Origin of the sequence: Halomonas binhaiensis, assembly GCF_008329985.2 — a bacterium.
Classification (GTDB): Bacteria; Pseudomonadota; Gammaproteobacteria; order Pseudomonadales; family Halomonadaceae; genus Halomonas; species Halomonas binhaiensis.
In genome coordinates this window covers 3,754,400-3,766,770 of record NZ_CP038437.2, presented here as the reverse complement: position 1 = coordinate 3,766,770, position 12,371 = coordinate 3,754,400, and the positions used below count along the sequence as shown (strand labels likewise).

Genomic DNA, 12,371 nt, shown 5'->3' with positions numbered 1-12,371 from the left:
GCAGGATGCGGCAATACCAAGCCCCCAAAGGACAGAGTACGGTCGATACCTTGCCGGAAGACGCCTTGCTGGTGCACCAATATGCATTGCTTAACCCGTTGTCTATTGATGCCGAAGACTGGGCGGATCTGCCCTGTGAGCCGCTACTGACTCCCAATGTCAACGCCCGCCCGCACTTGTTGCCGCAACTGGTGCGCTTGAACGAGATGCCCAAAGACGCGAGGTTGGCCCTGCGCGAACGTATCGAACGACACCGGCAGCGTGGTGTTGCGTTCTTCTGTGCCTTGCTTGGTAGCCATGCACCGGCGGAGCGGGTCGCCAGGCATCTCATGCACCATCTGGAGCAGCGCCGCCAGGGCGATTCGCGCTATTGGTGGCTGCGGTTCTACGATCCTTATGTTTTTCGCCACCTGTGCTGGCAGCTGGACGCCGAGCAAATGGATGTGCTGCTGGGGCCGGTGCATGCATGGACTTGGCCGGATGACGACGGACGCTGGCATAGCCAGCGCCATCAGTCGAGTGAGGCACCCAAGGTGTATCACTTGTTTCTCAGCAAGGAACAATGGCAGTGCATCGATCGGCTGGCGCTACTCAACAGCACGCTGGAGATGTTGGTGCTGTTGGCTCCAGAAGTGGAGCAAAACGCTGTGCTGTGGCAATGGGTCGACAACCTGCTTGAACAGGCAGAACAGTGGCCATTGCCGGAAGACGACGACCGCCAGCTATACGCCGAACAGGCGGTACGCTTCCACCCCAGAATGCATGACCACCCCGTTATTCTGTCCTGCCTGAAGCGCGCGAGAGAGCCGGGGATGACCTATACCCAGGCCTGTGCGGATCTCGATGATGCCAGGATGATGGATCTGGCCGCAGAGCTGGATGACCGTGACATACGCAAGGAGGCTCCATGAGCGAAGCAGACAACAAGACGATTGCAGAGTGCCCGTATTGCCAGAAGAAGGGCCTGCCGATCCTGCCCTTGCGTTATGCCATCACGCGTACCGACGGCGGTAACAGGGAAGCAGTAGGCCCTGCGCTGAGCGGGCCGTTTGGCGATGGCGTGACAGATATTGCGCTGCCGGATGGGCAGGCTTATACCTTGCGCCTGGTGCGCGGCGGTTATCTGTATGTGTTCAATGAAACCCGTGGCAGCTGGTCTGGCTATGTGGTGACAGAAAAGGGTTATCTGTTCCCCTACGTCACGGAAATCAAACACGACGTGCTGCTGCGCCTGGACCCGAACAAGGCGCAGGGCAGTATCGACAGCAGATTGCAGCCGCCAACCCAGGATGAAGAATTCACCTGCACCTCCAACCCGGAGCACCACTACCCCGGGCGTTGCATCACCATCCCCAATGCGGAACAGGCCGATAATATCTATCTGGCCTTTTCCGACACCGCCTGGACCAAGCGGGTGTGGAAGGAACATGCCACCAATGCCCAAATATGCGACAGCGGTCTGAAGCGGCGCGACCATATGCGCAGGCTTTCGTTGACGGCATGGCGCGGCGGTAGCGCCAAGCATGCCGCGCCAATAGCCGAGCTGGCCGAGCGGGTGGCGGAAGCTAGATATCCATGGATGTCACCCAATCTGCCGCCTGTCACCTTGATGCGTAGTGACCTCTACCAATTGCATTATCCTTTCAGCCATAGCCCGGCGCCAATCCATGGCATGGATGATCAGGTCGAAGGTCTGGTGGCCTGGGCCCAGGAACAGGCCGAACCGCTGGACATGCCGCCACTGATGGTCGCGCTGGACGATCCGGTGGGCATCGCGGCTGATCTGGCAGGCCTGATGAGGGCAAAACTAGACGAGAAGATGGCTGATACGAAGAACATTCGACCGCTGGCAATCTCCTCTGCCATTGCCAATATCCGCCACAGTATTCGCGAAGACGCCGAAAATCGACAGATCTATCGTACCGAGCGCCAAGCCATTCAACTGGCATATGGCAGTGGTCCCGGTGCCGGTGGAATGGCGTTGGCAGCAATGCTCGTCCCTGGAGTGCGCGAACAGCAGCAAGAGACGCTGGAACGCTTTCGTGACCCCACTCCCGAGCAACTGGCTGCCGCTCGGGAAGACGCTTGGAGCGATTACACCGACAAGCTCAATATGGGGGAATTGCAATCCTGGGAGAGCGCCTGGAAAAAGGAATTGCGTACCCTCGACATCGAACAGCTTAACCCGTTGGCTCGGGCACATGTGCAGTGGATGGAGAGTGATAACCTCCACAAACATCTGGACACCCAGCACGACGATAACGATATCGAATCCGGTGCTGCCTTTGTCGATACGCTGTTGCTGTGTATTCAGGATACGCAGGAGTATTCTCCATGTGCAGCGCTGTACCACCGTTGGCTTTCTGCCAAGACGATTGAGCGACGCAACCTGGTGCTGAGAGCCATGGGTTACCACCAGGAGGTGATACTGGGACAGTGGGATGAGACATTGCAGGGTGGCCTGAAGCCAGATGCCCTGCGCGGGCTACCCTGGGATGGCTTGATTACCGGTTACGGCGAGGCACTCGATGCCCTGCGCAACGGCAGCCAGAACGCGGTAGTACGGCTGGCAGCCGCATTGGGTGGCCCCTTCGCCAAGGTGGCGGCCAATGCGGTTGACCAGGCTGTGGGGCCAGCGCTGGTGGCAATGGGTGTCATTGCCCGTGCACCGGTGATTATGGCCGATGTGACGATGAGCAAACGCGCTGCGATTGCGGAGCTGGTCGCACGTATGATGGCGGTCAACCCACAAGTGGGAACGTTGGATGACCTGAACCGGGCGATCGATATCCAGATGCGCAAGGCGCGTATCTACGGGACTCACCTTGAAGGTACTGGCAAGTACCGCTACCTGATCATGGCCGACCCCAGAGTCGTTGGAGATTTCCCCGGAAAGGATGCTCAGGGCAATGCGCGACACTTCGCCGAGGCTGCGATCTTGACCGAGGCCGACCGTACAGAGCTGACACGTCTGCGTTGGCGCCAGTTGCTGCCCACCGAAGCCGGCTTGGGCGTGGTGACCGGTATTCTGCAATGCATGGCGTTGGGCAAGCTGGCCGATGACCTGGCCAGCGGCATGGCGCATGAAAAGAACGAAAACAGCTGGCGCTATCACACCGGCATTGTGGGCTTGACAGGTACACTGGCGGAGACGGTGGGCAAATGGTCGGAGAGCGCATCTAAGGTAGGCAGCCGACTGGGGAAAGGCATCGAGCGTTATGTTGGACGCATCTTGCGTTTTGCCGGCCGAGGCCTGGGTATTGGCGCAGGTGTGGTGATGGCGGTATGGGATGGCATCCGGGGATGGCAGGAGATTCAAGAGGGGAACGGCTGGGTTGGCACGATGTTCTTCATTTCAGGTATATCAAGTTTTGTTGCGATGGTGGCCTTCACGAAACTGGGTGCACTGATTTTCGGCACTGCCGCCACAGGTGTGGGTATTGTCTTGGTAGTGTTGGTGATTGTGATCGCCGTCATGATCGAGATTTTCAAGGACAATAAGGTGCAAGACTGGATGGAACGGTGCTATTTCGGCAAGTTCAAGGAAGGCGAACGTTACCAGGACCCGACGTTGGAACTGAACGAGTTGGAACTGGCCCTTAATGACATGAAAGGCTGACACATGGATTACGCTGGACTGGATTACCGCAATATCCGTTTCCCCGTGGACCGACCACTGACCGAGGACGAGCGTGCGAAACGTTATCATCAGAAGACGCCAAGCAATGCGCCGCCGATGGATTTTCTATCGGTCATAAAATGTAACAACCACTATATAGAATTGGTAGATCGCTGGTATTCGATCAAGGGGTTCAATACTTGGTTTGGGGTATGTGTCGCACTGGGTGGTCTTTTTTTTGCCACTATGATCGTACTTGCTTTCTTTTGGGCGCCAGTCACTGATCAGCGTGCAGCGCTATGGTTTATGATGATCGTCTTGCTTCCCATTTCACTGGGGCTTGTCTGGGGTGGTTGGTGGCTGATCCGCACTGAATGTGGCCGTTGGACTCACTACCCCATGCGCTTGAATCGTAAGACGCGTCAGGTGCATTTTTTCCGCCAGAACGGCACGGTACTGATGGTGCCATGGGACGACCTGTTCCTGACTTTGGGTGAAGAAAAGAGCCCTCTCAGCGGCACTACCTATGACCTGCGCGCTCATATGCTGGATACCGATGGAGAAACGGTACTCGAGTCGTTTTCACTAGGGTATCCCTCTCCGTTGGGCAACGCCGAGTCGATCGATAAGTTCTGGGCCTTTCTGCAGCCCTATATGGAGGCGGAGGATGGTGTAGAACGCACCTGGCACCATCTCAAAGAGAATATCGGGTATTTGGTACCAGTAGACGGCCGCAAGGAGGGGTGGCGTTGGAGTATCGCACGCAGCTTTATGCTGGCGGCTCATTGGCCCTACCTGCAGTTGGTGTTTTCGCCTTTTTTTGGCCTGAACGCCGTCGGGCGGATGTTGGCGATGTGGACCAGCAAAGTACCGGAGTGGCCGGCAGAGGTGGAACAGGAAAGTCAGGTGGATGCGGATGACCCCTACACGCTGACCTGGCGCGACAACGATACGATCGGATGGTGGGAGCTCTATTGGCCACTAATCTGTACGGTTATTGGCGTAGGAGGCTTCGTAGGGTTGATTGGCTGGATGGTGTCCAACCTTTGGCGCTGAGTGGGCAGTTTATTATCTTGTTGGCAGCCAATATGCATGGGCTGATGTTGGCTGCTGTCGACCGAGCTGGAATTGGAACTGGTCCTTAACTACATCAAAGCCTGAATTATGGATTATGCTGGGCTTGGAAAGAGGAATCTCTTTCCTATCAACCGTCCGTTGACCGATGCTGAGCGCGCAGCACGTTTCGATCAGAAGAAGTCGAAAGAAGCACCACCGATGGACTTCCTCTCAGTGATCAAATTCAATAGTAGCTATATCGAATTTGTTGATCGCTGGTATTCCATTCGAGGGTTTTGGGCATGGCTTTCGGTCATGTTGGGTGGAGCAGCAGTGATTGCAGGAGGTGCATTACTTTATGCTGTTTTTCTCCCTGTAGGAGATCCGATGGTTTCAGAACTTGGTCCAGCTATATTTTTGGTTTTATTGTCGGTCGTACTTTTTTTATTCGCCTGGTTCGGTGCGTGGTATGCGTTCAAAGTTGAATGCATGGGCTATACACACTATCCCATGCGTCTGAATCGCAAGACACGTCAGGTGCATTTCTTCCGCCAGAATGGCACGGTACTGACGGTGCCATGGGACTCCCTGTTTATCACTCTTGGCGAAGCCAAGAGTCCTCTCAGCGGCACCACCTATGACCTTCGTGCCCATGTGTTGGATGCCGACGGCGAAACGGTACGCGAGTCGTTTTCACTAGGGTATCCCTCTCCGTTGGGTAACGCGGAGTCGATCGATAAGTTCTGGGCCTTTCTGCAGCCCTATATGGAAGCGGAAGATGGCGTAGAGCGAACCTGGCATCATCTCAAAGAGAATATCGGGTATTTGGTACCAGTAGACGGCCGTAAGGAGGGCTGGCGTTGGAGTATTGCACGTAGCTTTATGCTGGCGGCTCATTGGCCCTACCTGCAGTTGGTGTTTTCGCCTTTTTTTGGCCTGAACGCTGTCGGGCGGATGTTGGCGATGTGGATCAGCAAGGTGCCGGAATGGCCGGCAGAGGTGGAGCAGGAAAGTCAGGTGGATGCGGGTGACCCTTACGTGCTGACCTGGCGCGACAACGACACGATCGGATGGTGGGAGCTGTATTGGCCACTGATCTGCACGGTTATTGGTGTAGGAGCCTTCATGGGGGTGATTGGTTGGGTTGTGTCTGATCTTTGGCGCTGAGCGGGAAGTTTATTATCTTTTTAGCAGCCAATATGCATGGGCTGATGTTGGCTGCTGCTACCGGGCCTGAGTGATGGATTACGCTGGACTGGATTACCGCAATATCCGCTTTCCCGTGGACCGCCCCTTGACCGAGGCCGAGCGTGCCGCACGTTATCATCAGAAGACGCCAAGCAACGCGCCGCCGATGGATTTTCTATCGGTCATAAAATGCAACAGTAGCTATATAGAATTGGTGGATCGCTGGTATTCGATCAAGGGGTTCAACACTTGGTTTGGGATGTTTGTTTCAGGACTCAGTCTTGTTGGAGCCTGTATTATTGTTTGGGCATTTTTTTGGGCGCCGGTGACAGATGAACGTGAAGCGCTATGGTTTATGATGATCGTCTTGCTCCCTATTTCACTGGGGCTTGTCTGGTGTGGTTGGTGGTTGATCCGCACCGAATGTGGTCGCTGGACCCATTATCCCATGCGCCTAAATCGCAAGACGCGCCAAGTGCATTTCTTCCGCCAGAACGGCACGGTACTGACGGTGCCGTGGGATGACCTGTTCCTCACTCTTGGTGAAGCCAAGAGTCCCATTACCAGTAACACCTATGATTTACGTGCCCATGTGCTGGATGCTGACGGCGAAACGGTACGCGAGTCGTTTTCGTTGGGCTATCCATCATTACTGGGAAATGCCGAGTCGATCGATAAGTTTTGGGCCTTTCTGCAGCCCTATATGGAAGCGGAAGATGGTGTAGAACGCACCTGGCATCATCTCAAAGAGCAAACAGGCTACTTGGTGCCGGTAGATGGCCGTAAGGAAGGTTGGCGCTGGAGCATCGTACAGAACTATGCCTGGTCAGCTCATTGGCCATGGCTACAGTTCATCGCTTCGCCCGTGTTGGGCCTGAACGCCGTCGGCCGAATGTTGGCGATGTGGACCAGCAAGGTGCCAGAGTGGCCGGCAGAGGTGGAACAGGAAAGCCAGCTGGATGCGGATGACCCTTACGTGCTGACCTGGCGCGACAATGACACAATCGGATGGTGGGAGCTGTATTGGCCACTGATCTGCACGGTTGTTGGCGTGGGAGCCTTCATGGGGGTGATCGGTTGGATCATCGTGTTTGGTCCTTAGTGCAGGGCGGGAAGTTTATTCTCTTTTTGGCAGCCGATATGCATGGGCTGATATTGGCTGCTGCTTCTCGCGTCCGAGTTGAACGTAATGCGGGCAGTCGCTGCTTTGGTCGAGGTCATCAAAGACAATAGGTGCAGCACTTGTGGGAGCGTTGCTGATTTGGTGAGCTGAAAAATGATCGGTATGCAGATCTAACGAGCGAAATGCAACAGTTTGAGTTAGCAATGAAAGCCATGGGTGTTAAGTCTGGCGATCAAGAGAAAAAACACTAATTCTATAGGGTGCGGGTGATAATGGATTTTACTGGGCTGAATAGGTTCAATGCTTATAAGCTAAACCGCCCTTTGACTGTAGAGGAGGAAAAGGGAGAGCTAAGTAAAAAGCAATCTGTTGGAGTAGAATCACTGGATTGGCTGTCAACAATAAAAATTAATAATACTTATCTGGAGTTAGTTGATCGATGGTATGCTGGAAGAGGTTTTTCTAGTTGGCTTGGGTTAATGTTTATGATTCCTTTTTCAATGGGAGTTGCTGCTTTTTTTTGGCTGATGATTGAGAAAAATACTGTTGAGATCTGGGCTGGGGGAGCATTTGTTGTTCTTCTTTTTTCTTTAATTGTTTTGGCTGGTGTCTGGGTCATAAAGCATGATGCGTTTCGTATGACTCATTACCCCATACGTCTGAATCGCAAGACGCGAAAAGTCTATGCTTATCGACCAAATGGAACAATTATTAAGGCAAGTTGGGATGACTTGTTTATATGTAAAATGAAGAATAAGTTGACGATGGGACAAATATCTTATGATATCAGAGCAAATATATTAGATAAGAATAATGAGAGTGTAAAGGATACGTTTACTCTTGGCTATCCTTATATGGGGGATGAGGAAGGTTTACTGCAGCTATGGGAGTATATTAGATGTTATATGGAAGAGTCTGATGGGGTAGAGAGAAGTTATCAAACTGCCGAGATTTTATTGCCCATTAATGGGCAGCGTGAAGGGCTTGCTTTCGGAATCATTAGGGTGTTTTCCACGACTGCAAATCACATGCTCATGCAATTATTGATGTCCCCGATCGAAGCGCTAAACGTCCTTGGTCGATGGTTTTCCATGTGCACATGTAAAGTTCCATGCTGGCCTAAAGAGATAGAAGCTGAGTGCAAGGTGGATCCTGATGATCCCTATCAAAAGGATTGGCGCAGTAATGGCAAATATGACTTCTGGGAGCTGGGTTGGCCAGTGATCTGTTTTATGATCGGACTAGCGGTAGACGGCGTTGCTATTGCTTGGGTGGTAAAGGAGCTTTTCTAGTTGTTATTAGCAATCGACAGGTTTTGGAACCTGAAAGGCGAGGCCGGTGGTGGGCGCTCCGGCTTTGTTTTTTTAGGCGAGGTAACACATAGATTACGCTGGACTTGGAAAGAGAAACCACTTTCCCATCAACCGGCCGTTGACCGATGCTGAGCGCCCAGTACGCTTCGGTCAGAAAAATCGAGCAAAACACCACTGGTGGCCTGGGAGTTTCCCGGTTGTCAGCTCTAATTGATGGGATACATGATTTTGCTGAATAATGTCAGGCCGGACGTTTCCATGGCAGAAATGCCCAAATTACCCAAAGTAAACCTGCGCCGAGAGCGAGACCTGCCAATCCTGTTGAGGGAGGCAGCCCCCACGGTGATGGTGGCCATGTGGCAACGACATTGAAGCCGAAGATCAGTGTAGTAACCCAGCCTGTAGATACAATTAGAAGCAATATACCAACCACCATGGCCAGGATACCACCAAGGATTAAAATGGTTTGAAGCCGATCCTTGGAAGAATGTGATGGTTCCCACGAGGCGACTTTACCTATCGTCAGAAATCCGCCTTTCCATATAAGTGTAAAACCACTGCCAATAAGCAAGCCATATGTGAAATTGGCCAAGGCCGTAGGGGTTACGGTGTCAATTTCATGCCATACCATCAACCCAAACAGTAAGATAGCTGAGATGGCAATGGTCTTCGGCCCAGGCAGGCCTCTCCAGAGCAGTAAAAGAAGCGCTCCCAATGCAATGAAAAAGACAAAAATTACAAGAACCCCAATAACCACTACGCTCATTGTAAACATCCCTGTTATGTGGCGTACGACTACAGAATATATGGTCGCTGAAATGGCGCTATGTTGAAGTCGATTCCATGGTTCACAATACTGCTTCCTGTCTTTTTCGCATTAAGCGGCGATAATCCTTGAGACTTCTATATAGCCAGTAGAACCACTGCAGTGCAACTGCACTTAGCGCAATAAATGGTAGCACGGCGATCCATAGAGGGATCCAGAAGTAGCTGGAATCGAGAAGTAGTATTGGTGGTTGAGCGTTGGGGTAGCTGGCGACCCAGTAGCCACTCAGGCGTGCTGTGCCACTTAGCTGCAAGTCCCGGCTCAGAGTGCTCCAGACAGAAGCATTTTGAGAAAGGTCGTTGTATGGTAAACGTTCTTCTTCCATGGTATTAGAGGATTCTTTCGGGGAAAAGAAGACAACTCTATCGTTTTTACCAGCATCATCCAGTAGCAAGGAAGAAGACTGTTGTTGCTTCAGAATTTTCCAGGTGTGCTGAATGACCTGTGCGTAGAAACCACTCACCATGTCTCTCATGTCTCTCTTCAGCACGGCGTAGTCTTGATCATTCAGCAGTCGTTCAGGAAGAGGAACGTTGCTATTAGCCTGAGCTACGGCCTGTTCCCAGTTATAGCCATCGAGAGGCAATTTATCCTTGAGCGTAGCGCACTGTTCTAAGTCCGTATCGGAACCTGGACAGATTGAAGCCACGGCATGGATTAACTCTGCAAGGTGATTAACTTGATGTTCACGGTGGGCATACAAATATTTACTATAACGGACGTTTTTGTATAGAGCGGCATATTCATCACCAGTCAGCTGAGTGAATTCGCTGTCGTAGAGTGTGATCAAGTCTCTAAGTGCAGTGCGTTTATCGTCATCGATATGAATGGCGCCGATGGGTTGGATTGGTCCAGCTACTGCTCGGCTGCAATCCCAGCGAGTTGATATATGGGATACTCCCCAGCGATCGTCGAGCTCTTCGGCGGCACAGGTAGCTGGCAGGTCGGTAATGATGACTTCATCATTATATTGAGGCTGGTATTGTTGGAGCTGCTCCAAGGAGGAAATATGTATCTGACGATGACCTTTCAAGGCTTCGTCGATCCGGGTCAGCCAGATATTCCATGGCCAGCATAACGCTGTACCTACCAGAAAGGCGACGGTTGCTAAAAGCAGAGAAATAACGTTAAGACGCACAACAGTGTTCAAGTCATCAATCTTCTGACGCTTCTTGAAGTGAAACTTGAGCCACCATAAGAAAAAAAATGCAAGAAGAAGTGTTATTACTACCCTGTTGCTCTGTGGAGACGGTGTCTGAATCAGCCAGATCAGTAACAAAGGAACGATAAGAAATCCTCCACGGAAGCCCAGGCGAAGCGGGATAGCGGAGGTATGTGCAGGAGATGTATCACTGGTGGCAAGTGTCATAGGGTCGGAAGCGGTGGCTGATAACAGGATGAATGAATAGTCATTTTAGAAATGATGGAGAAGAGCAAGTATGCCGTAACAAAGCGAAGGGTAACAGCCAAGTGATGGCAATGAAGCTAGTAAGGTCAAGAAAAGTCCAGTTGGCTGAAATGGCACATTGTATAAGAGAGGAAGTCAATGTTTTGGTGTGGCTGGATGATTTGATGTGGTTAGATGAGATGTTGAAACTTTGCAATATGGAAACTCTCTGTTCATGACGCTCGAGAAGTATTCTCATATAATGGCTGACTTCGCCATCAGGTAGGTAATATCTACTTGATCTTTTTCAATGGACGAAAAAGCGCTAGCCGATGAAACCACCGATCATTCTGCAATATCACCATGTACGAGCCGACTTGAGCGGGATAGCAGTGGTGATCGCATGCGTTGGCCTTGCACTATTGGCGATTGTCCTTCCTGTCTTGAATGTTGCATTGTCCGAAGAATGGATCAGGTGGGTAGAAGCCGTCGCGATTGGCGCCTGGTTGGTATCGGTGCTTTTCTACTGGTGGCGTGGCCGGCGAGTACGAGGCCAGGAGGAAATGGTTGAACTTGATCATACGGGGTTCGACTCTCGGCTCTTCGGGCGAATCGACTTTAGCGATATTACCAGGCATGCCGAAGGCCGTGACGTGTCACTGAGGCGCAAAGGCGCCACAGCACCATCGCTGTGTCTGCGACTCAAGAGTGGCCGTCGGCTGCATTTTCATCTCGATAATCGTTATTACGCCGAAGACTTGTTGGACTATCTCGCCTTCATCGAAGCCGTATTGGCTGGGGTGCGGGGACAGACTGAAGCGTATTTCGAGGCAGGGCTGCCCGGTAAGCAACAACTGTTTGGTGCAAAAACAAAACACGCACCATCCCTCTTGCCACGTGATTTTGTGCGGTACATGGCCCCGAACGGCAGTACCAAGGCGAAGCAGAAACCATCTGCTATGCAAACGCCTGGAAAGGGTACCGCAAGGCAAGACCAGAATATGCCTTCGGTTGCCAGGCAACTGGGAGAGGCCAATCGCCAGGCAGGGGTGCGTTTCAAGCAGCATTTGGCCAGGGATCATAAGCTCTATTCTGTCGCGATGGTGCTGTTGTCGCTGGCCTATCTGGTACGGGCCTGTGGACCTGAGATCAAGTCGGTGATCGCGCCTGATCCATTTACCAGGATGCAACAGCAAGCACCTCAGGCACTCGAGCGCAGCTCCAGCAGGCTGCAGCATGCTGTGACGCAGAAAGGACCGGTCTATCTCTGGGGACGTGATATCGGAAGCAATATCAAGCCAGTACTGATACCGAATGTCTCCACTCGGCATCAAATTGGCATTACATCGATCGATACGATGAACATCGCAGGCGATATTTCCAGGTTTCTGCGCAATGGCGAAGTTGAAGGATATCGAATTGGTCTAAGGCATGATGGCAAGCTGACTCTGGTGAATGTATCAAATATCTCGATGCAGCCAATCCCAGGTGAGAAAGAGTTGTTCTTCTTTATGCTTATGCCCGAAGGACAGGCTCGAAAAGATGCCAAAAAATCTCTGATGAGTGATTCAGCATGGCGTATCCGATATCACAACATTTCTGACCTTCCTGCCCGAATTAGACAGGGTGAGATAGGTCTTCCCATGATGCTTGTAGAACACTGGTTGAAGATGACGCCCTCACCACGCTTAATGGTAGCTTCGTCTGATTATCATGGTATGAGTGATGAGGAGTTTGCTCAGGTTGTTCAGGTTCTTGAGACATCTTTTCGACAGCAGGGCGTGGACATTTCGCACTTTTCAACACGACGATTCAAGGATGGTTCCGCCAGTGAATGACCCGCGTAATCTGATTCCATG

At 52.1% G+C, this 12,371-nt stretch carries 9 protein-coding genes; 7 read left to right on the top strand and 2 right to left on the bottom strand.

All coding sequences use genetic code 11. The features are described from left to right. Positions 1-5 precede the first annotated feature (5 nt). From E4T21_RS16485 to E4T21_RS16460, 6 genes are all read left to right on the top strand, one after another. Positions 6-911, top strand: coding sequence for a DUF4123 domain-containing protein (locus tag E4T21_RS16485; RefSeq protein WP_149286085.1), 906 nt, complete (start codon positions 6-8; stop codon positions 909-911). Then, complete coding sequence (locus E4T21_RS16480) at positions 908-3,619, top strand: T6SS effector BTH_I2691 family protein (RefSeq protein WP_149286084.1); 2,712 nt, start codon at positions 908-910, stop codon at positions 3,617-3,619. Before E4T21_RS16485 ends, E4T21_RS16480 begins: the two co-directional genes overlap by 4 nt. A gap of 3 nt (positions 3,620-3,622) precedes the next feature. Further along, positions 3,623-4,675 carry a DUF6708 domain-containing protein gene (locus E4T21_RS16475; protein ID WP_149286083.1) on the top strand — a complete coding sequence of 351 codons (1,053 nt, stop codon included), beginning with the start codon at positions 3,623-3,625 and terminating at the stop codon, positions 4,673-4,675. Between the two features lie 108 nt (positions 4,676-4,783). Continuing rightward, positions 4,784-5,842 carry a DUF6708 domain-containing protein gene (locus E4T21_RS16470; RefSeq protein ID WP_149286082.1) on the top strand — a complete coding sequence of 353 codons (1,059 nt, stop codon included), beginning with the start codon at positions 4,784-4,786 and terminating at the stop codon, positions 5,840-5,842. 73 nt (positions 5,843-5,915) lie between these two features. Continuing rightward, positions 5,916-6,965, top strand: a complete 1,050-nt coding sequence (locus E4T21_RS16465; protein ID WP_149286081.1) for a DUF6708 domain-containing protein — start codon at positions 5,916-5,918, stop codon at positions 6,963-6,965. 293 nt (positions 6,966-7,258) lie between these two features. Further along, on the top strand, positions 7,259-8,278 hold the full coding sequence (locus tag E4T21_RS16460; RefSeq protein ID WP_149286080.1) for a DUF6708 domain-containing protein: 1,020 nt from the start codon (positions 7,259-7,261) through the stop codon (positions 8,276-8,278). 262 nt (positions 8,279-8,540) lie between these two features. Here E4T21_RS16460 and E4T21_RS16455 read toward each other — a convergent pair whose 3' ends face one another. Further along, complete coding sequence (locus tag E4T21_RS16455) at positions 8,541-9,065, bottom strand: hypothetical protein (protein ID WP_149286079.1); 525 nt, start codon at positions 9,063-9,065, stop codon at positions 8,541-8,543. An 82-nt stretch (positions 9,066-9,147) separates the two neighbouring features. Beyond that, positions 9,148-10,494 (bottom strand): hypothetical protein, encoded by a 1,347-nt coding sequence (locus E4T21_RS16450; RefSeq protein WP_149286078.1) that lies wholly within the window; start codon positions 10,492-10,494, stop codon positions 9,148-9,150. A gap of 350 nt (positions 10,495-10,844) precedes the next feature. Here E4T21_RS16450 and E4T21_RS16445 point away from each other — a divergent pair, with 350 nt between their 5' ends. Next, on the top strand, positions 10,845-12,350 hold the full coding sequence (locus E4T21_RS16445; protein WP_149286077.1) for a hypothetical protein: 1,506 nt from the start codon (positions 10,845-10,847) through the stop codon (positions 12,348-12,350). Positions 12,351-12,371 lie beyond the last annotated feature (21 nt).